The organism is Martinezella multihospitum (assembly GCF_900094585.1).
In the GTDB taxonomy this organism is placed as follows: domain Bacteria; phylum Pseudomonadota; class Alphaproteobacteria; order Rhizobiales; family Rhizobiaceae; genus Rhizobium; species Rhizobium multihospitium.
In genome coordinates this window covers 893,546-915,123 of sequence record NZ_FMAG01000004.1, presented here as the reverse complement: position 1 = coordinate 915,123, position 21,578 = coordinate 893,546, and the positions used below count along the sequence as shown (strand labels likewise).

The following is a 21,578-nucleotide window of genomic DNA, read 5'->3' as shown; positions in this document are numbered from 1 at the left end:
CAGACAAACCGAGATCGGCCATGACCATGTCCTTCAGCCTTCCCCTCGTCAAAATGCAGGCGCTCCACAAGAGCTATGGCAATGGAGCCATCCAGGTGCTGAAAGGCATCGACATCGAAATGAAACCTGGCGAACGCGTCGTCGTCATCGGTCCGAGCGGCGGCGGCAAGAGCACGCTGCTCAGGGTAATGATGGGCCTTGAGCAGATAGACAGCGGATCGATCAGCTTCGATGGGAAGGCCTATATCTCGTCTGAAGGCCTTGGCAAGAAGACCCTCATCGATACGGAAGTGCGCCGATCGATCGGCATGGTCTTTCAGCACTATACGCTCTTTCCGCACTTGAATGTCATCCAGAACCTCATCCTCGCGCCCTGCAAGGTACGGGGCGAGGCAAAATCGAAGGCGATGGCTCGTGCCCAAACTCTTCTTGAGCGGTTCGGACTTGGTGCAAAGGCCAATGCGTACCCCGCCCAGCTCTCCGGCGGTCAGAAGCAGCGCGTCGCCATTGCCCGTGCTCTGATGCTGGATCCCAAGCTGATGCTTTTCGATGAGGTCACGTCGGCGCTCGACCCCGAGCTTGTCAGCGAGGTGGAGCAGGTGATCCTCCAATTGGCATCCCAGAACATGCCGATGATGATCGTCACCCACGACATGTGGTTTGCCAAAAACATTGCCTCGCGCGTGATCTTTTGCGCCGGTGGAGTTGTCGTCGAGGACGGCCCTCCTGAACAAGTACTCGGCTCTCCCAGGGAAGATCGCACCAAGGAATTCATCGACCGCGTGTTCCACATCAAGCAGCAGGGGGCGGTTGCGTGAGTTACACCTTCGACTTCAACGCAGTCTCGATCGCGCCGCTGCTCAAGGGGTTATGGGTGTCCCTGGAGCTGACGGCGGCGGCCAATGTCATCGGTATCGGTCTGGGATTTGTGCTCGCTCTTTTGATCATGAGTCCTTACCGGCTAATCCGTCTGCCGTTCATGCTGTTTGTCGAATTTTTCCGCTGCACGCCCGCCATCATTCAGATCGTCTGGATCTTCTACTGCGTTCCGATGATCTTCGACGTCTTCCTCGATCCGATCACGATGGGTGTGATGGCGCTCGGGCTGAACCTGATGGCGTTCAATGCCGAAGCCTATCGGGCGGCGATCCAGGCAGTTCCACGGGAACAGCTCGACGCCGGTATCGCGCTCGGCCTGTCGCCGCTGCAGCGGGTGCTCTGCATCGTTTTCCCGACCGCGTTTCGTGCTTCTATCCCCGTTTTGCTGACGAACGGCATTGTCATTTTCCAGCAGAGCGCGCTGGTTGCGATCGTGGCGATCCAGGACCTCATGTACCAGGGAAAGACACTTGCGACCGAAACATACCGGCCGATCGAAACATTCACGGTCGTCGCGCTGATCTATTTCGTCGTGTCCTTTCCGATCACACAGATCGTCGGCTTCCTGGAACGCCGCCGACAGCTTCTCGTCAGCTAGGAGGCCAGGATGACGCTCGACTTCTCGATCCTTTTCCGCTTCGAGCACGCGCTGTTGCTCGGTCTTTGGATGACCGTCAAATTGACAGTCATTTGCATCGTGCTCGGATGCTCTCTCGGCTTTCTGGTGGGCCTTGCCAGAACCTCCCGCAATGTGGCGCTAAGGGCTGTCTCCAGCATCTATGTCGAGTTCTTTCGCGGCACGCCGGTCCTCATTCAGCTCTTCTGGATCTTCTTTTGCCTACCTTTACTGCTTGGTGTCGAACTGTCGAACCTTGCATCGGGTGTGATTGCGTTGACCCTCTACATGGGTGCGATCACCAGCGAGACTTTCCGGGCAAGCCTGAAGTCGATCGGGCCTGAGCAACTGGACGCCTGCGTTGCGCTCGGGCTTCCGCGTAACATCCAGGTGGTCAATGTCGTGCTGCCGCAGGCCGTGTTGCGTGCGATCCCGACGCTGCTGTCGAACTGCGTCAGCCTGTTCAAGGAAAGCGCCCTGGTTTCCGCTGTTGGCATGGCAGACCTCATGTTCGTTGGCCAAAACATCTCGAACAATACCGCAAGGCCTGTCGAGGTGCTGACGGTTGTCGCCCTGATCTATTTCGTCATCGCATTTCCGCTGACACGAGCCGTCTCTCTCATCGAGGCGCGCATCCTGAAGAAACTCGCCATCTAAACGCAATCGCTTCACATATAGGAGACCTCCATGAAACTGTCCGGCGTCATGCCCGCGCTCATCACCCCCTTCGACGCGAACGGCAAGGTCGATTTTAGGGCTTTCGAACGGCATCTCACGGCGCTGCGCGCCGCCGGAGTGACCGGATGGGTCCCCATGGGATCGACGGGCGAATATTCCGCGCTGTCGAACCAGGAACGTGACGACGTATTGAGATTCGTCAAGGACTTCGCCAGGGAAGACGAAGCTCTGATTGCCGGCACGAACGCGCCCGCAAGCCGCGCGGTCATCGAAAACACACTGCGCGCCAAGGAGATTGGCTACGATACCGTTTTGCTGGCGACGCCCTTCTACACACGCCCGACGCAGGACGAATTGCTCGCGCATTTTCGCAATGTGCTCGATGCGACCGATATCAACCTTGTACTCTATAGCTATCCCTACAAGGACGGCGTCGAGATCGGCTTCGATATCCTCGATGCGCTCGCGGACGACCCCCGTGTCCTGGGCATCAAGGAAAGCTCCGGCTCCCTCCAGCGTGCGATCGACATCCATTCCCGTTACAAAGGCCGCATCGACCTGATCTCCGGCTCGGACGACATCGCTCTCGACTTCATGTTCTGGGGCGCCGACGCCTGGATCTGCGGGCCGGCTAATTGCATGGCAAAGGCCTGTGTCGATCTGGATCGAACCTTCCGCTCAGGAGATCTCGCGGCCGCGCGGGAGAAGATGATCGTGCTCTATCGCGCGATGAACATCCTCGAGAGCGGCAAGTTCGTGCAGAAGGTCAAATATGGCTGCGAGCTTCAAGGCCTGGCCGTCGGCAACAGCCGCGCACCTCTTGGCGAACTTACGGCCGATGAAAAGGCTGAATTCAAGGCCGCCATGCAACCCATCCTGAATTGGTGAGCAGATCGAGTGTCGAGGTGCTTCGATACGCATTTTTGAGGAACTGAAGTGGCTTCAATCGTTGTCGTCGGCGCCGGCATTATCGGGACCAGCCTTGCTTACGAGTTGCAGCGCCGCGGCCAATCCGTCGTGCTCATCGACAGGAATACGCCGGGCCAGGGTGCCTCCTATGGCAATATGGCCAGCATCGCCGTGACGGAATTCATGCCTGCTTCGCGCCCCGGTATCTGGGCGCAGATGCCGAAATGGCTGCTTGATCCACGGGGACCTGTTCGCATCCGGCCCTCCTATGTGCCGCGGCTGATCCCCTGGTTTCTGCGCTTCATAGCCGCAAGCCGTCCATCGAAGCTGAGGGAGCTTGAAGAAGCCGGCGCGACGCTGTGCACGCGCGCCCACGAGGATCTGGAGGCACTCCTCAAGACGACCGGCCTTCAGCACATGCTGAGCGCGGAGGGGTGTCTCAGCCTCTATGTCGACGAAGCCGAGTTTAGAGCCGATCGTGCGCATATCGAAGTTCTCGAACGCTTTGGTTTTAGGTACGAAATCCTTGGCGGCAATGCCATCCGTGATATCGAACCGGCTCTGACGACAAAGATAGGCAAGGCCGTCCTGTTCCCGGACAATCGTTCGATCGCCGACCCCTATAAGCTCGTTCTTGCCATCGCCGAGAGATTCAGGACCTTGGGCGGCGTCGTCGAGCAGGGGACAATGAGCGGCTTCGAACATGGTGAAGACGGCATATCCGCCATTCGGTTGAATGATGGGCGATTGCTCGCAGCGGATAAGTTTGTTCTCGCTGCCGGGGCCTTTACCGCACGGCTCTCGGACATGTTGAAGGAGAATATCCCGCTTGAAACCGAACGTGGCTATCATACCCAAATCATGGATCCTGGTGTTTCGATGCGACACTCGATCATCTGGCCCGCGCGCGCTTTCATGGTTGCGCCTACGGCCGGCGGCATCCGGGTCGGCGGGACGGTCGAAATGGCCGGCCTTGACGCAACGCCGGATTACAGACGCGCGCAGGTGCTTGTGACGCGAGCCAAGGAGGCGCTGCCCGATCTGCAAGTGCGTCAGGCAACGGAGTGGATGGGGCACCGTCCGGCTTTGCCGGATACCGTGCCGGTGATGGGGCAGTCAGCCAAGCGGCGAAACGTCTGGTATGCGACAGGCCACGGCCATCTCGGCCTGACCTATGCGGCAACGACCGCCCGGTTGATGAGCGATATCATCACTGGCCTCGAACCACCCGTGGATATGAAACCTTATCGCGTCGACCGGTTTTAGAGCCGCGGCGATCTATGGCAGCAAGGATATGAAGATGCGAAGCGAACTCTACATTGACGGCAAATGGGTCAAACCTCTCAGGGGTGGCGTATGCGAGGTGATCAATCCGGCAACGGAAGAGGTCATACAGACGATTGCCGCAGCCACCGCCGAAGATGTTGACGTTGCAGTCAGGGCGGCCAGGCGTGCCTTCGACCAAGACGGCTGGCCGAAGCTTTTCGGTACTCAGCGTGCGAAATACCTGAGAGCCATTGCGGAAGCTATTCGCACCCGCCAGGCAGAGATCGCCCGTCTGGAAGTCATCGACAATGGCAAGCCATTGCCGGAGGCGGATTGGGATATTGCCGATGCGGCGGGATGCTTCGATTTCTATGCCGATCTTGCCGAGCAGCTCGACAACAGGCCGGAGGAGATCATCTCTCTTGCTGACGATCGGTTTACGTCCAAGGCGGTCAGAGAGCCTATCGGCGTTGCGGGCGCGATTATTCCCTGGAACTATCCGCTGCTGATGGCCGCCTGGAAGGTTGCTCCTGCTCTGGCCGCCGGTTGCACGGTTATCCTCAAGCCTGCCGAGCTGACGTCCCTGACTGCATTGGAGCTCGCCACCATTGCCGATGAAGCCGGGCTACCTCCGGGTGTTCTGAATATCCTTACCGGCTCTGGTTCGATCGCCGGACAGGCCATCATCGACCACAAGGGCGTCGACAAGCTGGCGTTCACAGGCTCAGGCCCTGTGGGTTCCAAAATCATGGCTGCGGCCGCTCGCGACATCAAGCGAGTGAGCCTTGAGCTCGGTGGCAAGTCGCCATTCGTCGTGTTTGAAGATGCCGATATCGACGAGGCGGTGGAATGGATCATGTTCGGCATCTTCTGGAACCAGGGCCAGGTTTGCTCGGCAACGTCGCGCGTTCTTGTGCAGAAGGCGATATACGAGCGCCTTCTTGCGCGTCTGGTCGCGGAGACGGATAAGATCAAGATCGGAAACGGCTTGGAAGAGGGCGTCTTGCTGGGACCGCTGGTTTCCAAGCGCCAGTACGAGCAGGTCGTTGCTGCGATCGAGGGCGCGCGGAAAGCCGGGGCAACTGTCGCGTGCGGTGGAACGCGGCCGGAAGGGTTTGACAAAGGCTATTATCTTCGCCCGACAATATTGACGGATGTTCCGCTCGACAGCGACGCCTGGGTTGAGGAGATATTCGGTCCCGTCGTGTGCATCCGGCCCTTCGAGAGCGAAGAGGAAGCGATCGAGCTTGCGAACGATTCCCGTTTCGGCCTGGCTGCCGCCGTCATGTCCAAGGACGACGCTCGCGCCGAGCGTGTAGCCGCGGCCTTCCGGGCAGGCATCGTCTGGATCAATTGCTCCCAGCCCACTTTCACCGAGGCACCGTGGGGCGGCTACAAGGAATCCGGAATTGGCCGCGAGCTCGGCCGCTGGGGTCTCGAAAACTATCTCGAGACCAAGCAGATCACCAAATACGTCACCGACAAGCCCTGGGGCTGGTACATCAAGTAAAGGCGCGATCGGATGCATTTCGACAGATCTCTCGAATTGCTGCTCGTTCACTGCCAGGGCGAGCTTGGCCACGTACTTGTCGATGGCGCTCCGGACATTCCTGGCGCAACCATGCTCGACAAGATGAATTACATCAATATGGTCGACGATAGCCTCCGGCGCTTCGTCACCTTCGAGCCGCGCGCCAATGTCGCCATGTCCGTCAATCTGCTCATGCCACCGACGCGTGCTGATGCCGACGCGGGGTTCATCGTCCTGCAAGCGGATCGGGCACATCCGATGTCGGGCAGCAACTGCATATGCGTCGTCACAGCTCTTCTGGAAAGCGGTCGGGTGCCGATGACAGAGCCAGAAACCGTGCTTCGGCTCGATACGCCGGCAGGCCTGATTGTCGCCCATGCCAAGTGTGAGGGCGGACGCTGTATCAGCGTCAGCCTGGACAATGTGCCGAGCTTCGTGGAGCTGCTCGATCATGAAATTGAGACATCGGCCTGGGGCAGGATCAAAGTCGATGTCGCATTTGGCGGCGTCTATTATGCGCTTGTCGATGCGGATCAGATCGGGCTCAAAATCGAGCCAGCGAACGCTCGCGAACTGGCTGAAGCCGGTATCGAGCTCAAGCGTCTTGTTGCCGACCAGGTCAAGGTCACCCATCCCACGCTTCCCGGAGTCGACGAGATTGCCTATGTGATGTTTCGCGACAAGGAGCCGGATGGGGCTATCCGCACGTGTACGACCTTACAACCCGGTCGCGTCGACCGTTCCCCTTGCGGGACGGGCAGCTCCGCCAACCTCGCGACGCTCTACGCACGCGGTATGGTCGCGGTGCATGATGCCCGGATATCTCGCTCCATAATTGGCGGGGAGTTCATCGCCGAGGCGATAGGCATAACGCAAGTCGGCGAACGCAAGGCGGTCCTGCCGCGCATAACCGGCCGCAGTTACGTCTACGGCAGGTCGCAGCTCAGGATCTCGCAGGACGATCCGTTCATGGCCGGCTTTGCATTATCGGATACGTGGGGACCGCAAGTCCGTCTGTTGAAGTGAGGAACAAAGATGAGCAAGACGCTTGAAGGGCAGGTCGTGCTGGTCAGCGGTGCTTCCGGAGGCATCGGGGCGGCGATCGTCGAACGGCTTGCCGCGGAGGGCGCCCATTCGATAATTCACTACGGTCGAGACAAAGACGGTGCCGGAGCGCTGCTTGACCGCATAGGGGGACGGGGATGGCTTGTGCAGTCCGATCTTTCGACACCGGAAGGTGCCTTCGAGCTCTGGCGCAAGTCCGTCGAGGCAGCAGGGCGTATTCATGGCCTTGTCAACAACGCGGGCATCCGTTCTGAAATCTCCATCGAAGCTTCGCCGGAGGACTGGAGGGCTGCGTGGCGGGGGGAGTTTCAGATCAACTTCTTCGCCGCAGCCGATCTTTGCAAAGAGGCTATTCGGCACTTCAAGGGATATGGCAGCGGCCGCATCGTCAACATGACCAGCCGTGCGGGCCAGCGCGGCTACACAGCCGATGCCATGCCATATGGAGCGACCAAGGCGGCGCTCGTCAATCTGACCAAGTCCATCGCACGAAGCTTCGGGGCAGACGGCATCACGGCCGTCGCGATCGCTCCCGGTTGGGTCCGCACCGACATGGCGGAGGACTTCGTCGCCACGCACGGAAAGGCAGCCGCCGTCGCCGACATTCCGATCGGTGAGATGGCGGCGCCATCGGAGGTGGCGGAATTGGTCGCATTCGTTTTGCGTTCAAGCCAGGTGTCGCTCAATGGGGCCACGCTCGATGTCAACGGCGGAAGCTACACTCGATAAATGGGAGATATTGTCATGAAACGCTTTGAAGATAAGGTCGCCATCGTTACGGGCGCGGGTGGCGGTATCGGCTCGGCCATTGCCCGTCGGCTGGCTTCCGAAGGCGCGCTAGTCGTCGTTACCGATGTCAACGCCGAAGCCGCCATGCAAGTCGCAAGTGGTATCGGGGCCGGGGGCGGTGCCGCCATGACGATCGCCGCGGACATCTCAAAGAAGGAAGCATGCTTCGATCTCGTTGAGCAAGCCTTCGCGCTTCGCAGGCGTATCGACGTCCTCGTCAACAACGCGGGCATCAATCGGCGCGGCAACCTGCTTTCGCTGTCGGATGAGGATTGGGATATCAGTTTCACGATAAATCTGGATTCTATGTTCCATCTTTGCCGGGCGGTTCTTCCGCATATGATCTCGGCAGGCGGCGGAGCGATCGTCAACACTGCCTCTCAGTGGGGGCTCCATCCTGCGCCCAATCATATTGCCTACAACACGACGAAGGCAGCCGTTGCCGCATTCACCCAGAATCTGGCTCGCGACTATGCGCCGGATAAGATTCGCGTTAACGCCGTCTGCCCAGGCGAGATCCATACGCCAATGCTGGAAGCGGGGGTCAGGAAGTCCGGCCGCACGATCGCAGATCTGGATCGGCTTGTACCCTTCGGACGCGTTGGCAAGCCTGAGGAAGTTGCAGCTCTTGTCGCGTTCCTTGCGTCAGACGAGGCGGCGTTCATGTGTGGTTCTGTGGTAGAGATCACTGGTGCTCAAGCCGTTGCTTAGCGAGCGGAGACTTTGATCGCGTCCGGTTTGCCGTACAACTAACCGTCTGAGCGGGAAGCAAATTTTACGGCGCCGGATTGAATCCCTTCAAGAGCTAAACATTGAGCTTGGTTCGAATCTTGGCGGCCAACGAGGGCACGTGTTCGCGCCTCCAGTTTTTATTCTTCTATTGTCGCTATTGTCGGCCGCCTTTGAGGAGCGTTGACCGTTGCTCATCGGGCCAAAGAAAGGACGGTCTCGAGCAGTACCGTTGCGCCTGTCTCGATATTTTCTGAGGTGACAAATTCAGCCTCGTTATGACTGATGCCGTCTCGACACGGAACAAAGATCATCGCTGTCGGTGCAACACGGTTGATGAAAAGTGCATCGTGAAAAGCGCCTGAAACCAATTTCATGTTGGCAACGCCAAGCCTTTCGCAAGCATTGCCGATCACGTCGACGATTGTCATGTCGAATTGTCCAGGTGCCAAGTCGAAGCGTTTCTTGATGAGTACATCGACCATATGGCGCTTGGCCGACGCGCGGCACTCCGCATCGATCTGGGCTTCGATGGAGGAAAGCACGTCTGCCCGTGGATGGCGGATGTCGATGGTGAATGTCACCCTGCTCGGAATGACGTTGACGGAACTGGGTTCGACGCTCATTCGACCAACGGTCAGCCGTGCCATCGGATCGGCCGGCATGACGACTAGCTGCAGTTGCGCAATCGCCGCGACGGCCGCCGCCATCGGATCTTTGCGGAATTCCAGCGGAGTCGTGCCAGCATGGGCCGCCTCGCCACTGAAGGAAACCTCGAGCCACCTGGTTCCCTGTACGCCGGTGACGAGGCCAATCGGGATGCCCGCGCGCTCGAGCACGGGTCCCTGCTCGATATGCACCTCGACGAAGGCAGACACAGCATGGCCGACCGGCTGCATATCGGCTTCCGGCAGTGCCTTCAATGTCGCTGCCAATTCATCGCCAAGCCTCACCCCGTCGGTGCCAAGCATATCCTGCCACCCGGCGATGTCACCCGCACCAACAAAGGCCATGGATCCCATGCAGCCGGGGGAGAAGCGGCTACCTTCCTCGTTGGTCCACGCCACTATTTCGACTGATCGCTCCGTGACGACGCCTGCATCCTCCAGGGCTTCCAGTACCTCGAAGGCAGACAGCGTCCCAAGAGCGCCATCGAACCTGCCTCCCGTAGGCTGGCTATCAAGATGGCTACCGATCAAAACGGGTGGCAATGAAGGATCGCGTCCCGCGCGGCGAATGAACAGGTTGGCAATCGCATCCTGATGGACGTTGAACCCGCGGGCAACGGCCAGGTCCGCAAGCCGGCGCCGGGCCGCCCTATCCTCAATGCTCAACGCTTGACGGTTCACCCCTCCCGCTGGCGTTGCTCCTATCGTTGCAAAATCGGCAATGCGCTGCAGCAGACGCTGCGCATTGATCTTTGGGTATGACTTCATCGATGGATGCCTGTCACGAAGTCTTTTACCCGTTGCGGATCGACTGCGTTCCACCAGACGCCATCATACTTCAGTGAGCTTGCAATGATCACGCCATCTGCAACCGAAAGTATGTCGTTACCATTCTCCAAGGTTACTCCGCTGCCGACGAGCGTTGGCAGGCCCGCCGCCTGCTTGATCGTTCTGATGTAATCGAGATCGGCTGCATGTCCTGTCCTTTGTCCTGTGGCGATAACCACATCCGCGTCAAAGAAGACGAGATCCTTGACTTGTTCCTCGACCGGTCGGTCCGCAACGATGGCATGCGCTCCATGTTTGACATGCGCATCGGCGAAGATGCGGATGCCATGGGCATTGAGCCGCGCGCGATAGCGCATTGCACGGGCAGCTTCTCCCTCAATGAAACCTTCATTGGCGACATAGGCGTTTGCCCATTGATTGACGCGGACGAAGCCCGCACCTGCCGCACTGGCGATTGCAAGCGCTGGAATGGCGGCATTCGCAAGAACATTGATGCCGACCGGACCGCCGAGTTCGCGGCGGATGCGATCGGAGATGACGGCCATGTAGGCCGAGGTTTCAGGGCCGATATCATCGGGCTTCGAAAAAGGAATATCGCCATGGTTCTCGATGATCACGGCGTCGCAGCCGCCTGCAAGGTAGGCGCGGGCGTCGTCAAGTCCGCGCTGGTAGACGGTCTCAATCTCCTCGCCGGAGTAGCGTGGCGCACCGGGAAGCGGCGCCAGGTGAACGACGCCGATGATCGCCTTGTCGCGCCCGAAAAGATCGATGAGCGCGTTTCCAGCTACCTGCCCGATGGGCTTCATTGTCCCACTCATATGTTTTCCAGTTCTGATCTCTTGATGATTTCCGAAATTTCCGCCCGCGTGGGATAGGAGGCGAGCGTTCCGAGACGGGTGACGGAGATGCCGGCGGCCTTGGTTGCCACTTTTGCAGCTGCAGTCAGGGATTTTCCCTGTGCGAGCAGGCCGACGAGGACGCCCGCAAAGCAGTCGCCGGCACCGCTGGTATCAACGACCGCACTCTTGGGCGCTGCGAGGATAGCAGGCGCATGATCCGCCCGATCCCATATGAGGCTACCTTGGCTTCCAAGCGTCACGACGAGGCGTCTCGCACCGTTACCGAAAAGCAGGTTTGCCGCTGCAGTTAGGCTTTCCGTGCCTGTCAGCGCCGAGGCCTCGCCTTGATTGACGATGACAAGATCCACATCGGCAAGATCCTCGATCGCCATGTCCGACAGTGGACTGGCATTGAGCACTGTCTTCAGGCCTGATCTTTCGGCAAGCTCCAGGCAGGTGGCGGTGACCTCCCTGGACAGGTTGCCCTGCATCAGAAGGATGTCGCCCTTGCTCCAGGTCCACGTCAGGGCCGATTGCCGGATCGGATCGAAGGCTCGCGCACAGGCGACGGCACTGACGATGGCATTTTCGCCGCCCTCTTCCAACAGGATCGTCGAACGGTCGGTGGAAAGGGGCAGGCGGATCAGTCGATCGACCTCAAGGTCGCTCTTCAGCATCTCGGTCGCGCCATCCGCCATGTCGTCGTCGCCAACTGCGCTCCAGAAGCACACAGCCGCCCCGCTTCGTGCCGCCGCGACGGCTTGATTGGCACCCTTGCCTCCGACGCCTTCAACTATCGAGGTCGCGTTGAGCGTTTCCCCCGGACGCGGCAGGCGCGGCAGGCGGAAGCTCGTATCGACGCAGACATTGCCGACGACATGGAGGCGCATGGGCGTCAGTCCTTGAGCGTTGCCCAGGCCAGCATCTGCTCGAAGAGCGTCTTGTAGCCGTTCCAGGCGATGAACTCGGGCGGCAGCCAGTGCGGGCCGACATCCGACGTCCAGACAAGTGTTTTGCCGGCACCATAGGAGCCAGTTACCAAAAGTGGCTGCGAACCATATTCGCCTGAAACCGTCGCAAGCACTTCAGCTCCCTGCTTCACCTTCACCTCGTTGAAACCGAGAAGGTAGGGCCAATCCTTTCCGAGGCCCTTAAGAACCGGGTGGGTGTCGTTGCCCGTTACGACGGGTGAAAATCCCTCGGGAACTTCAACGCGGTCGTCGATGGCAAGGCAGGTTACCGGCAGCACGTCCTCCACCGGCGTTTTATGATAGCGCGCGCCGCCATTGATGCCCTGGAAGCTGTAATAGCCGCCGAACATCAGCAGCGCGCCGCCATTTGCAACGTAATCGCGCAGCAGCTTCAGCCGGTTCGGCGTCCTCCTGGAATGAATCCAGGTATCAGGGTGCAATAGCAACGTGTTTGCGCCGATATCGGACAGAACGATCGCGTCATATTCCGCCAACGCTTCGGCCGTCAGCGGAAAATCGCGCTGTGCCTCATGGGCCGGCATGAAGGTGACGTCAAAGGCACTGTCCTTCAATGCTTTCAGCAATTCGTCGGCACCGGTATGATAGGTCACCGTCGGAAACTGGTCGAAACCCTTGATATGGGTGGCGGTCGAAACCCATGATTCACCCGCCAGAAGAACCTTTTTCTTGCTCATGTCTGCTCCTTGAATGCACCCGACCTTCAGGCCGAGGCGGAAAATACCGATTGGGGATTGGTGATCAGCATTTGGTCGATCGCCTGCTGATCGACACCATGACGTTTCAGTCGCGGCAGGAAATGCTTGAGAATATAGCCATAGCCGAAGCCGCCATAGCGGGTCAGCATGATCTTGAGAAAGACGTCCTGCGACAAAAGCAGCCGATCGGCAAGGCCCAGGTCTACGAGTGCCCTGATCGCCCTGGCGTTCTCCTCGTCCGATGGCGATTGGGCATCCTGATCGGCGTAGTAATAATCCATGCCGATCATGTCGTATTCCAGGAAAGCGCCACGTTCTGCGAGGCTCTTTTGATAATGAAGATCATTATGGCTGGGATTCATGTGGCAGAGCACAGTGTGACGGAGGTCCGCGCCTTCTTCCTCGACTACATCCAGGACGCGATGGGCAAGGCGCTCCCATCCCGGCAAATGGATGGATAATGGCAGGCCAGTCAACCGTGAGGCTCGCGCCGATGCCCTCAAGGATTTTTGCTCCTCGGCCGTAAAGTCCTTGCTGACGCCGACCTCACCGATGATGCCTGCCAGGATGTCTGGCTGGGTTTCACCACCGCCGACGTCGTTGACGATGAAGGCGGTGACCTCGTCCAGATCCATCCCCTTCAGCCACTCCGGATGCGTATGCTCCAGATAGAAGCCAGTCCCCATGACGATCTTCAGACCAGACATGCGGGCGACGCGTCGCAACTGTTCAGCATTGCGCCCTATGCCGAAGTTGGTGGTTTCCACCACAGTGTGGCCACCAAGCTTCTGGAAGCGGGAAAGCTCGGCGAGGGCCAGATCCTGATCGTCCAGCGAGACGTTGTCGCGGTTCATATAGGGGTTCATCCGCAACTCGCCGATGATCTCTATTCCAACCGGCTGTTCGGCGGTCGCCTTTTCGTCGGGATGGCAAGGGCACTTCCATGAGGTCGCTCCGTCAAGGAAGATGTGCTCGTGCATGAGCGTCACGCCCATATCGGCGACCGGAATGGGGCCAAGCACGGTCATTGCGCATCCGGTGTGAACGCCGATGGCATGACGCGTTCTGGTCCCCTCGGCAAAGAGATGATCCATCATGCTCAGCGGCCCCTTACTGCGCCTTTGAAAAGGCGGAAGTTCAACCAGATCGCCACGAGGATGATGACCCCGGTTACGATCGGCGTGAAGAAGGGTGACATGTGCGAAAGGATCAGGCCGTTGGCGATAACGGCAACGGTCAAGGCGCCGAGTACCGTGCCGACGACCGAACCGCGCCCGCCGAACAGGCTCGTACCGCCCAGTACAACCGCGGCAATGACATCGAGCTCGAAGCCTTGCCCGGCATTTGAGGAGCCGGAACCCAGGCGCGCGGCAAGAATGATGCCGGCGACGGAAGCTGCAACACCCGATATCACATAGACGAACAAGGTGACGCGCCGCGTGTTGACGCCGGCGCGGCGGACCGCTTCGGCATTGGCACCGATGCCGGTGACGTATCGCCCGAAGGGCGTTTCGTTGAAGGCGATATAGGCTGCGATAAGGGCGACGATCGCGATCATCGCGGGGGCAGGGATGCCAAAGAACCAGGCCTGGCCGATCGCGGTAAACGGGCTCTGTGGATCGACCGGAATCGAGTAGCCACCGGTGATAAGCAATGCCAGGCCCCTGATGACCGATAGCCCGGCCAGCGTGACGATGAAGGCGGGGATCCGCTCATAGGCGATGAAATATCCCTGAATCAGGCCGGTTGCTGCGCCCAGAAGCATCATCAGAACAACGACAACCGGCCATGCGATTCCAGCCTGAAGGCAGGCAGCCGAAAGCGTTGCGGCAAGGGCCAATACGGATCCAACCGAAAGATCGATACCGCCTGTAGTGATGACGAAAGTCATCGCCGCCGCCACGATCAACAAGGGGGCGGACTGTCTGACCACGTTCAACAGATTGGGAGCGGTCAGAAAGACGTTTGTGAAGAGAGAGAAGAAAAAGCAGACCGCGATGAAAAACAGGGCGATCGAAACAATGCCGCCATTGGCTATCGCCTTGTCATAGAGGCGTGCCTTGCGCAAACGGGATGAGGGGGCGGTTTGGGCGTGAGAGGATGTCATGGTCATACGGAAGCGCCTCGCTCTGTATGTTGGCCGGCCGAGCGTGCGGAGAACTTGCGACCGACGATCAGGTTGACGACTTCTTCGATATTCGTTTCGGCGATGAGGCGCTCGGCGACGTTCTGCCCTTCATACATCACCTGGATGCGATCGCAGACGAGGAAGAGATCCTGCAGGCGATGCGTGATCAGAATGACGCTGACGCCGCGGGCACTGACCGTGCGGATGAGCTCCAGCACCGCCTCGACTTCAGCAACCGCCAGGGCAGCCGTCGGCTCGTCCATGATGAGGACCGAGGGATTGAATGACGCCGCACGTCCGATCGCGATGGACTGGCGTTGGCCGCCTGAGAGATTCTCGACCTTCAGATGCGTGTCCGGAATGACGATGCCGAGCCCTTCCAGCATATGGCGCGCTCGTTCATGCATGGTCTTCTTGTCGAGGATTGGAATGCCTGCAATCTTCCATTTCGGTTCACGCCCCAGAAAGAGATTTCCAGCCACGTCGACCGTGTCGCAAAGGGACAGATCTTGGTAGACCATCTCGACATGCGCGGCGCGTGCATCAGCGGGCGAGGCAAAGGAAACTGGTTTGCCGTCGATCTCGATCGTCCCCGAATCCGGGATGACCGCGCCCGAAAGCACTTTGCTCAGGGTCGATTTGCCGGCGCCGTTGTCGCCGACAAGGCCGAGGACCTCGCCCGGCTTCAAGGTCAACGATACATTGTCCAGCGACTGCATCGTACCATAGCGTTTGGAAATGCCGGTCATCCTGACGCGGTAGGTATCAGCGTTTGTCATATCAATGCTGCCTTGCGGAAATGGCCTTAGCCATGATGCCACAACGTCATGGCCGAAGCGATCGGCCATGACGTGACGAGGTGCGAGAGCTACTTGAACATGCCCCGGAACTTGTCGACATTTTCCTTGGTGACGATGGTCACTGGCACATTGATGATCGGATCGATCTTGTCGCCTTTTTTCACCTTGACGAGGGCTTCGACGGCCGCCTTGCCTTCGCCGGCCGGATCCTGCTGGATAACGGCCGTAACCCAACCCTGATCGATGCCTTCGATCGCCTGCTTGGTCAGATCCCAGCCGAAGACCTTGACGTTGCCAGTTTTGCCCTGGCTGGTGACAGCCGCAACGGCGCCGAGGAGTGCCGGCTCGCCGGTCGCATAGAGCGTCGTCATGTCGGGATTGGCGGTAATGAGATTTTCCGCCGCACTGAGCGCGACATCCTGCACGTTCTGACCGTCTACGGTATCGAGGAAGTCGACCTTCTGGCCGCCAGCCTTTACCGCCGCCTTAAATCCGTCAAGACGCTGGTTCTGGATGAAGGAATTGAGTGCGCCGACCACGCCGACCTTGGCGCTGCCGCCCATCTTGTCCTTGACGTAATCGGAATAGAACTTGCCGATCTCCTCGCCCGCCTTGGTATTGTCGACACCCACGAAGGCGATGTTGTCGCCGTTCGGAATCTGGGCGTCGATGGCGATGACCGGGATGCCGGCCTTCTTGGCGGCGGTGATTGCCGGCTTCACCCCGTTTACGTCGATGGCGACCAATATGATGCCGTCGACCTTCTGGGTGATGTAGTTCTCGATGGCGTCATTCTGCGCACTGGGTACGTTGTTGGCGTTGAATATGACAAGATCGGCGCCGGCCTTTTTTGCCGCCTCCTTGGCGCCGTCATTGATCTGGTTGAAGAAGAGAGCCTGCTGGTTGATCGTCACGAGAGCCAGCGTATTCGCCATCGCGGTGCCGGCACTGCAGGCAAGTGCGACGGTTGCGCCAATCGCGCAACCGAACAGGTATTTCTTGAAATGCATGATCGTTCCCCATGTTTTTGGATTGCAAGGGGAGTATTCAAGTAACTTGAATGATTGTCAAGTGACTTGAATTGGTGATTTTGAAGATGATCGTAAGTTCGTTTTCAGGACGGTGGCGGCGCTAGAAGGTCGCCGGCGTATTGACCCAGAAGATGCTTGCGCGCTCCGATCCCACATTGCGATACCAATGGGGCAGTTCGGAGTTGAAGACGAAGCTGTCGCCGACGGAAAGCCGGAATGTGCGTTCACCAACCATAAGTTCGATTTCGCCGGCAAGAACGTATCCAACCTCCTCGCCGACATGCTGGATCGGCCCGGCACTTTGGCCGCCAGCCTCGATGTGGTGGATGTTGCATTGAAGCAGATGACCTTGCGAATAGGGGATTATCCGTTCGAGAGAGATGCCTTCCCCTCTGCGCAATGGGTCGAGTCCAATCAGAGGCCTTGTCCCGGAACGGAAGACAATACCCTCTTCACCGTCGGCCTCCTCGAACATCCAGCCAATATTCGTACCCAAAACACCGACAAGTCTATGCAGCATCGGCAGCGAGGGCGAAGCCTTGCCGTTTTCAATTTTCGACAACAGGCTTTCAGAGCAATCCGCAGCCAGGGCGAGAGCCTTAAGAGTCAAGCCCCGGGTTTGCCTGGCGAGCCTCAGACGGCCTCCAAGCCGCGTCGGATTGGTCAGTATCTTTTCCTCGTTGTCTTCTCCCGATTTCCCGGGGGATCCAATCATGTTCATGGTTCTGGTATCGCCGTTACAAAGCCAAAGCTTAACGCCAGCCCTCTGCATCTGTCTAGGTATCACGAACACCAGTGACATGCGCGTCGAGTTGGTGCTTTGCCAGGACGACCTCTCCATCAGCGCTTGTTTTATCGAGAACGGTGATTGTCGTCCTGGATCCGTTGCTCGGTCCTCGCTTCAACCTACGGCGATGTTGCCGGAGCTTATTCGCAGACTTCGCGTTGATTGGCCCGCAACACTCAGCGTCTGCCGATCGATGGGCTGAACACCATCAGGCTCAGGATCTCGAAGAGTACCTGTGCTCCGGCATGTGCTGTGTTGGTCGTTGCGTCATATTGCGGCGCAACCTCGACGACGTCGCCGCCCACGAGGTTTATGCCTTTCAGCCCGCGGATCAGCTCTAGAACTTCTCGCGTCGTCAATCCGCCGACCTCCGGTGTACCCGTACCAGGCGCGAAGCTGGGATCGAGGCTGTCGATGTCGAAGGAGAGGTAGGTCGGGCCGTCGCCGACGATGGATTTAGCCTTGGCGATGACGGCTTCCATCCCTGTTCCGCTGAGGTCCTCGGCGTGGATCACGGTCATGCCTGATTTATAGGAGAACTCCCATAAGTATTCCGCCGACCCGCGGATGCCGATCTGGATTGTCCTTGTCGGATCGAGCACGCCGTCCAGCACGGCATTGCGGAACGGCCCCCCGTGATGAAACTTCGTCTGATCGAAGGCGCCGCTGGTGTCGCAGTGAGCATCGATGTGAATGAGACCGACCGGCTGGTTCCGGCCGACAGCCTTCAAGATGGGATGGGTAATGGAGTGGTCACCCCCGACCGAGAGCGGCGCGACGCCGGCATCGACGATCTGGCCGATGCGTTTCTCGATATCGTCGTGACTGAGCTCCAGCCGATAGCGGCTCTGGAACGGCACGTCGCCAATGTCGGCGACCCTGAGATCGAAAACCGGCGCCGTTCCCAGAACGTGATTGTAAGGGCCGATCCTCTCGATGGCGCGAAGGGCGCGCGGTCCGAAGCGGGAGCCGGGGCGATTGGTGACGCCGAGATCCATCGGTATCCCCGTTATCGCCACCTGGAGATTGCCGAAGTCCGGCTCGTCGGCTGCAACCTGCATGTAGGGTGCGCTGAGGAATGTCGGGACACCGGCGTAGGGCGCCAGCCTCGTACCACTCTTGGAGATGATTTTCTCCGCGACCTTGCGAAACTTCTCGTCGAATATCTCGCCGCCATTGGCGTCTGAAAATTCCGCGCGCAGCTGTTCGAGCCGCATCTTGTCCCACACCATGTGCATGCGTCTCCGCTTGAGGTCTGTCTCACTCAATAAAGAGGTTGAGAAAACAATTGGTATCGTTGTAGCAATCGGTATCAAAGAGAAATCGATATGATCGCTGCAAAATCCAATTCGCTCGTTTCCCGCCTCTCCCCTCCGCCCATCCCGTCCGTCGTTGCCTGGGGTCGCGAATACAAAGGGCAGAAGGGGCCGCTCATCGATTTGTCGCAGGCCGTGCCCGGCTACCCCGCGCATCCGGAGATGCTGCGGCTTCTTGGCGAGACGGCTGGACAACAGGCGATGACCGGATATGGGCCGATCGAGGGCGAGCCTGCGTTGCGAAAGGCCTATGCGGCCCATGTTGCAGAACTTTATGGTGCCGACATATCTGCCGCCAATATCCACATCACCGCCGGCTGCAATCAGGCATTCATGTGTGCAGCGATCGCGCTTGCTGGCGCGGGCGATACCGTAGCGCTCACCAATCCCTTTTATTTCAATCACGACACGACGCTGTCGATGCTGGGGATCGGGCGGCGACTCGTCGATTGCGATCCCACCGCCGGCTTTCTCCCCGATCTCGCTTCAGCCGAGGCCGCACTTGCGGCCGGCGCGAAGATGCTTGCCGTTGTTACGCCCAACAATCCGACCGGTGCCGTCTATCCGCCTGGCCTGCTTCACGCGCTTTTCACGCTGTGCCGAAAATACGGCGCCTGGTTGGTCGTTGACGAAACCTATCGTGATTTCCTCGCCGAAGATTATGGCCGGCCGCACGCCCTGCTGTCGGAGCCGGGCTGGGAGGATACGCTCGTTCTTCTCTATAGCTTCTCGAAATCCTTCTGCATTCCCGGCCATCGGCTGGGTGCCGTCACAGCAGGTCCAAAGCTCATCGCAGAGCTCGCCAAGGTGATGGACAATATGCAGATCTGCGCCCCGCGTTCGGCTCAGGTCGCCGTTGCCTCGGCTCTGCCGGTCCTCGCCGATTGGCGGGCGGGCAACCGGCTGGAGATCGCCCGCCGTGCCGAGGCTTTGAGACTGGCTTTTTCCGGGCTGGCAGGTTGGGAGATTGCAGCGATCGGCGCCTATTTCGCCTTCGTTCGCCATCCTCTGGCGGATCGGTCGTCGTCCGAGGTTGCCGAAGACTTAGCCCGCGAGCGCGGTGTCGTCTGCATACCAGGCGCCTATTTCGGGGAGGGGCAGGAGCGCTACCTCAGGCTTGCCTTTGCCAATGCAGATGTCGCCTCGATCGGGTTATTGCCGGATCGGCTCCGCTAGGCGGCATTCATCGACAGCGGCCGGAAGGTCATGATAGCCGCCCCGCCAATAGAGAAGCGGCCCGATGTCCTGCCGGATTTCCGTCGCACAGATGTGCCCGATCAGAATGGCATGGGAGTGATGCTGGAAAGCGGTTTCGAGCTTGCAGTCCAGGACCGTCAGGGCCTTTTCAAGGGCAGCTGCGCCTGTCTTGAGGCGGTACCATCGCGCACCATCGTACCGGTCAGCGCCCTTGCGTCCGCCAATACCGGCGAAGGATTGCGCCACATGCAGCTGGTCGGCAGCAAGCACGTTGACGCAGAAGCAGCCATAGCGCTGCATCGCCGGCCAGGAGGAGGAGGCCCTGTTGACGCTGACGATCACGGAAGGCCGCTCCGCCGAAAACGAGGAAACCGACGTTGCGGTGAAACCGGTACGATCCTGCCCGTCACCAACCGTTATAACGCTGATCGCGCCGGCCAGATGACGCATCGATAGCCGGAATTCCGTGTCGCTGATCAGAGCCTCGTCTCCCATCGGACTGGCCCTCACGCCTTGGCAAAGCGGTTTGCCGGCATTGAAATGCCGAGGTTTTCGCGCAGCGTCCTGCCTTCATAGTCCTTGCGGAACAGGCCGCGGCGGCGAAGCTCCGGCACGACGAGCCGCACGAAGTCGTCGAGGCTGGACGGCAAGGTCGGAAACATCAGGATAAAGCCGTCGGCGGCACGTGTCTCGAACCACTCCTCCATATAGTCGGCGATCTGGGCCGGCGTGCCTGTTATGCCGTTTCCGGTGTGCTTTTCTGCATAGTGCCGGATCAGCTCGCCGACGGTATGGCCGCTCTTGACGAAATCGACCAGTTCGTCGAACAAGGCGCGCGATCCCTTTGGTGCCGCCGGCAGCCGGTCCATCGGGAAGGGTTCATCGAGAGCCACGCCGCGCAGGTCCGCTTCCAGGAATTCGGAGAGCATCAACCGTCCGACATCCGGGTGCATCTTGTCGATCAGATAGTCGACTTTTGCCCTTGCCTCGGCCTCGGTTTCGCCGACGTTGACGACGATGCCCGGCATGATTTTCAGATCGTCTCTATCGCGGCCATAGGCCGCCATCCGGCCTTTGACATTGTCGTAAAAGGACCGGTTCCGCTCGATGTTCGATGCGAGGCTGAAGACGATCTCGGCGGTGCGTGCCGCCATGTCCATTCCGGGTTCGGAGCCGCCTGCCTGGGCGATGACAGGACGGCCTTGCGGCGTTCGCGCGATATTAAGGGGGCCGCGAACCTTAAAGTGCTTGCCCTTGTGGTTGAGCGTGTGGTGCTTATCCTTGTCATAGTAGACGCCGTTTTCGCGATCGAGAAGGAGCGCGCCTTCCTCGAAGCTGTCCCAAAGGCCGAATACGACGTCGACGAACTCGTTGCCCCGCTCATAACGCAGCGCGTGCGGATCGAGCCCCTCGCGATTGAAATTATAGCCGGTTTCGTCATGGTCGGAGGTGACGACGTTCCAGCAGACGCGGCCCTTGCTCAGATGGTCGATCGAGGAAAACAGGCGGGCGACATTGTATGGCTCGTAGTAGCTCGTTGAGACCGTCGCCACGAGACCGAGATCGTTGGTTGTAACCGCCAGTGCCGAGAGCAGCGAGAGGGGTTCGAAGCGGTTCATCTTTGTGGGAATGCGGGCAAGTGCATTCGGATCGCCGACGGCCGCTGCCGGAGAATCGGCCATGAACATGAAATCGAATTTCGCCGCCTCGGATCTTTTGGCGACATCGAGGAGATGCGCGAAGTCGTTGGCGCCGTTGACATTGCTTGCCGGATGCAGCCAGGAGGCCGGATGAAAGCCGAACGTATAGACGAAAGTTCCGAGTTTCATCTTGTCGGTCCGGGCCATCGAACTCTCCCTTTATGTCGGTCACGC

Annotated in this window: 22 protein-coding genes; 10 read left to right on the top strand and 12 right to left on the bottom strand. The window is 59.2% G+C overall.

Annotated elements, in window-relative coordinates; genetic code table 11:
* The first annotated feature begins 20 nt into the window (after positions 1-20).
* From GA0061103_RS20310 to GA0061103_RS20270, 9 genes are read left to right on the top strand one after another with little or no spacing between them, the layout of a single operon-like run.
* Positions 21-818: an amino acid ABC transporter ATP-binding protein gene (locus GA0061103_RS20310; RefSeq protein ID WP_092714243.1), complete on the top strand. Its 798-nt coding sequence runs from the start codon at positions 21-23 to the stop codon at positions 816-818.
* Positions 815-1,477: an amino acid ABC transporter permease gene (locus tag GA0061103_RS20305; RefSeq protein WP_092714241.1), complete on the top strand. Its 663-nt coding sequence runs from the start codon at positions 815-817 to the stop codon at positions 1,475-1,477. Before GA0061103_RS20310 ends, GA0061103_RS20305 begins: the two co-directional genes overlap by 4 nt.
* A gap of 9 nt (positions 1,478-1,486) precedes the next feature.
* Positions 1,487-2,152 (top strand): amino acid ABC transporter permease, encoded by a 666-nt coding sequence (locus GA0061103_RS20300; RefSeq protein ID WP_092714239.1) that lies wholly within the window; start codon positions 1,487-1,489, stop codon positions 2,150-2,152.
* A gap of 30 nt (positions 2,153-2,182) precedes the next feature.
* The gene (locus tag GA0061103_RS20295; RefSeq protein WP_092714237.1) at positions 2,183-3,061 is read left to right on the top strand and encodes a dihydrodipicolinate synthase family protein; all 879 of its coding nucleotides are present in this window, start codon (positions 2,183-2,185) and stop codon (positions 3,059-3,061) included.
* A 48-nt stretch (positions 3,062-3,109) separates the two neighbouring features.
* Positions 3,110-4,348 carry an NAD(P)/FAD-dependent oxidoreductase gene (locus GA0061103_RS20290; protein ID WP_092714236.1) on the top strand — a complete coding sequence of 413 codons (1,239 nt, stop codon included), beginning with the start codon at positions 3,110-3,112 and terminating at the stop codon, positions 4,346-4,348.
* 34 nt (positions 4,349-4,382) lie between these two features.
* Positions 4,383-5,858 carry an aldehyde dehydrogenase family protein gene (locus GA0061103_RS20285; protein ID WP_092714235.1) on the top strand — a complete coding sequence of 492 codons (1,476 nt, stop codon included), beginning with the start codon at positions 4,383-4,385 and terminating at the stop codon, positions 5,856-5,858.
* Between the two features lie 12 nt (positions 5,859-5,870).
* On the top strand, positions 5,871-6,905 hold the full coding sequence (locus GA0061103_RS20280; RefSeq protein ID WP_092714234.1) for a proline racemase family protein: 1,035 nt from the start codon (positions 5,871-5,873) through the stop codon (positions 6,903-6,905).
* A 9-nt stretch (positions 6,906-6,914) separates the two neighbouring features.
* Positions 6,915-7,673 carry an SDR family NAD(P)-dependent oxidoreductase gene (locus GA0061103_RS20275; protein WP_092714232.1) on the top strand — a complete coding sequence of 253 codons (759 nt, stop codon included), beginning with the start codon at positions 6,915-6,917 and terminating at the stop codon, positions 7,671-7,673.
* A 15-nt stretch (positions 7,674-7,688) separates the two neighbouring features.
* A complete protein-coding gene (locus GA0061103_RS20270) occupies positions 7,689-8,444 on the top strand; it encodes an SDR family NAD(P)-dependent oxidoreductase (RefSeq protein ID WP_092714444.1) in 756 nt (251 codons plus the stop codon).
* A 212-nt stretch (positions 8,445-8,656) separates the two neighbouring features.
* On the opposite strand, the gene GA0061103_RS20265 is transcribed toward GA0061103_RS20270, so the two are convergent.
* The 10 genes from GA0061103_RS20265 to speB all read right to left on the bottom strand — a co-directional run bounded on the left by GA0061103_RS20265 (position 8,657) and on the right by speB (position 18,423).
* Positions 8,657-9,898: a Zn-dependent hydrolase gene (locus GA0061103_RS20265; RefSeq protein WP_092714230.1), complete on the bottom strand. Its 1,242-nt coding sequence runs from the start codon at positions 9,896-9,898 to the stop codon at positions 8,657-8,659.
* Entirely contained in the window at positions 9,895-10,737 is an 843-nt protein-coding gene (locus GA0061103_RS20260; RefSeq protein ID WP_092714229.1) for a BtpA/SgcQ family protein, read from the bottom strand. Before GA0061103_RS20260 ends, GA0061103_RS20265 begins: the two co-directional genes overlap by 4 nt.
* A complete protein-coding gene (locus tag GA0061103_RS20255) occupies positions 10,734-11,648 on the bottom strand; it encodes a PfkB family carbohydrate kinase (protein ID WP_092714227.1) in 915 nt (304 codons plus the stop codon). The genes GA0061103_RS20260 and GA0061103_RS20255 overlap by 4 nt, the downstream gene beginning before the upstream one ends.
* Before the next feature lie 5 nt (positions 11,649-11,653).
* Entirely contained in the window at positions 11,654-12,424 is a 771-nt protein-coding gene (locus GA0061103_RS20250; protein ID WP_092714225.1) for a glutamine amidotransferase, read from the bottom strand.
* A 26-nt stretch (positions 12,425-12,450) separates the two neighbouring features.
* The gene (locus GA0061103_RS20245) at positions 12,451-13,539 is read right to left on the bottom strand and encodes a phosphotriesterase family protein (protein ID WP_092714442.1); all 1,089 of its coding nucleotides are present in this window, start codon (positions 13,537-13,539) and stop codon (positions 12,451-12,453) included.
* Positions 13,540-13,544: 5 nt separating this feature from the next.
* Positions 13,545-14,552, bottom strand: coding sequence for an ABC transporter permease (locus GA0061103_RS20240; protein WP_245304832.1), 1,008 nt, complete (start codon positions 14,550-14,552; stop codon positions 13,545-13,547).
* A 2-nt stretch (positions 14,553-14,554) separates the two neighbouring features.
* Positions 14,555-15,352 (bottom strand): ATP-binding cassette domain-containing protein, encoded by a 798-nt coding sequence (locus GA0061103_RS20235; RefSeq protein WP_092714440.1) that lies wholly within the window; start codon positions 15,350-15,352, stop codon positions 14,555-14,557.
* An 89-nt stretch (positions 15,353-15,441) separates the two neighbouring features.
* On the bottom strand, positions 15,442-16,383 hold the full coding sequence (locus GA0061103_RS20230) for an ABC transporter substrate-binding protein (protein WP_092714222.1): 942 nt from the start codon (positions 16,381-16,383) through the stop codon (positions 15,442-15,444).
* A gap of 121 nt (positions 16,384-16,504) precedes the next feature.
* Positions 16,505-17,119: a cupin domain-containing protein gene (locus GA0061103_RS20225; protein WP_092714438.1), complete on the bottom strand. Its 615-nt coding sequence runs from the start codon at positions 17,117-17,119 to the stop codon at positions 16,505-16,507.
* A 248-nt stretch (positions 17,120-17,367) separates the two neighbouring features.
* Entirely contained in the window at positions 17,368-18,423 is a 1,056-nt protein-coding gene (speB, locus tag GA0061103_RS20220) for an agmatinase (RefSeq protein WP_092714220.1), read from the bottom strand.
* 96 nt (positions 18,424-18,519) lie between these two features.
* Here speB and GA0061103_RS20215 point away from each other — a divergent pair, with 96 nt between their 5' ends.
* Positions 18,520-19,683 carry an aminotransferase gene (locus GA0061103_RS20215; RefSeq protein ID WP_092714218.1) on the top strand — a complete coding sequence of 388 codons (1,164 nt, stop codon included), beginning with the start codon at positions 18,520-18,522 and terminating at the stop codon, positions 19,681-19,683.
* On the opposite strand, the gene GA0061103_RS20210 is transcribed toward GA0061103_RS20215, so the two are convergent.
* Both GA0061103_RS20210 and GA0061103_RS20205 read right to left on the bottom strand, forming a co-directional pair.
* Positions 19,660-20,199, bottom strand: a complete 540-nt coding sequence (locus tag GA0061103_RS20210) for a flavin reductase family protein (protein WP_092714216.1) — start codon at positions 20,197-20,199, stop codon at positions 19,660-19,662. The two genes, GA0061103_RS20215 and GA0061103_RS20210, sit on opposite strands and share 24 nt — an antisense overlap.
* Before the next feature lie 11 nt (positions 20,200-20,210).
* A complete protein-coding gene (locus GA0061103_RS20205) occupies positions 20,211-21,551 on the bottom strand; it encodes an LLM class flavin-dependent oxidoreductase (protein ID WP_092714214.1) in 1,341 nt (446 codons plus the stop codon).
* Between the last annotated feature and the right edge of the window lie 27 nt (positions 21,552-21,578).

What these genes read in the sequence shown, in the direction of transcription:
- GA0061103_RS20295 (WP_092714237.1), top strand. Translation starts at nt 2,183, where the DNA reads ATGAAACTGTCCGGCGTCATGCCCGCGCTCATCACCCCCTTCGACGCG.
- GA0061103_RS20245 (WP_092714442.1), bottom strand. Translation starts at nt 13,539, where the DNA reads ATGGATCATCTCTTTGCCGAGGGGACCAGAACGCGTCATGCCATCGGC.
- GA0061103_RS20250 (WP_092714225.1), bottom strand. Translation starts at nt 12,424, where the DNA reads ATGAGCAAGAAAAAGGTTCTTCTGGCGGGTGAATCATGGGTTTCGACC.
- GA0061103_RS20270 (WP_092714444.1), top strand. Translation starts at nt 7,689, where the DNA reads ATGAAACGCTTTGAAGATAAGGTCGCCATCGTTACGGGCGCGGGTGGC.
- GA0061103_RS20225 (WP_092714438.1), bottom strand. Translation starts at nt 17,119, where the DNA reads ATGATTGGATCCCCCGGGAAATCGGGAGAAGACAACGAGGAAAAGATA.
- GA0061103_RS20205 (WP_092714214.1), bottom strand. Translation starts at nt 21,551, where the DNA reads ATGGCCCGGACCGACAAGATGAAACTCGGAACTTTCGTCTATACGTTC.
- GA0061103_RS20240 (WP_245304832.1), bottom strand. Translation starts at nt 14,552, where the DNA reads ATGACATCCTCTCACGCCCAAACCGCCCCCTCATCCCGTTTGCGCAAG.
- GA0061103_RS20275 (WP_092714232.1), top strand. Translation starts at nt 6,915, where the DNA reads ATGAGCAAGACGCTTGAAGGGCAGGTCGTGCTGGTCAGCGGTGCTTCC.
- GA0061103_RS20285 (WP_092714235.1), top strand. Translation starts at nt 4,383, where the DNA reads ATGCGAAGCGAACTCTACATTGACGGCAAATGGGTCAAACCTCTCAGG.
- GA0061103_RS20280 (WP_092714234.1), top strand. Translation starts at nt 5,871, where the DNA reads ATGCATTTCGACAGATCTCTCGAATTGCTGCTCGTTCACTGCCAGGGC.
- speB (WP_092714220.1), bottom strand. Translation starts at nt 18,423, where the DNA reads ATGGTGTGGGACAAGATGCGGCTCGAACAGCTGCGCGCGGAATTTTCA.
- GA0061103_RS20265 (WP_092714230.1), bottom strand. Translation starts at nt 9,898, where the DNA reads ATGAAGTCATACCCAAAGATCAATGCGCAGCGTCTGCTGCAGCGCATT.
- GA0061103_RS20255 (WP_092714227.1), bottom strand. Translation starts at nt 11,648, where the DNA reads ATGCGCCTCCATGTCGTCGGCAATGTCTGCGTCGATACGAGCTTCCGC.
- GA0061103_RS20215 (WP_092714218.1), top strand. Translation starts at nt 18,520, where the DNA reads ATGATCGCTGCAAAATCCAATTCGCTCGTTTCCCGCCTCTCCCCTCCG.
- GA0061103_RS20300 (WP_092714239.1), top strand. Translation starts at nt 1,487, where the DNA reads ATGACGCTCGACTTCTCGATCCTTTTCCGCTTCGAGCACGCGCTGTTG.
- GA0061103_RS20310 (WP_092714243.1), top strand. Translation starts at nt 21, where the DNA reads ATGACCATGTCCTTCAGCCTTCCCCTCGTCAAAATGCAGGCGCTCCAC.
- GA0061103_RS20235 (WP_092714440.1), bottom strand. Translation starts at nt 15,352, where the DNA reads ATGACAAACGCTGATACCTACCGCGTCAGGATGACCGGCATTTCCAAA.
- GA0061103_RS20230 (WP_092714222.1), bottom strand. Translation starts at nt 16,383, where the DNA reads ATGCATTTCAAGAAATACCTGTTCGGTTGCGCGATTGGCGCAACCGTC.
- GA0061103_RS20210 (WP_092714216.1), bottom strand. Translation starts at nt 20,199, where the DNA reads ATGGGAGACGAGGCTCTGATCAGCGACACGGAATTCCGGCTATCGATG.
- GA0061103_RS20260 (WP_092714229.1), bottom strand. Translation starts at nt 10,737, where the DNA reads ATGAGTGGGACAATGAAGCCCATCGGGCAGGTAGCTGGAAACGCGCTC.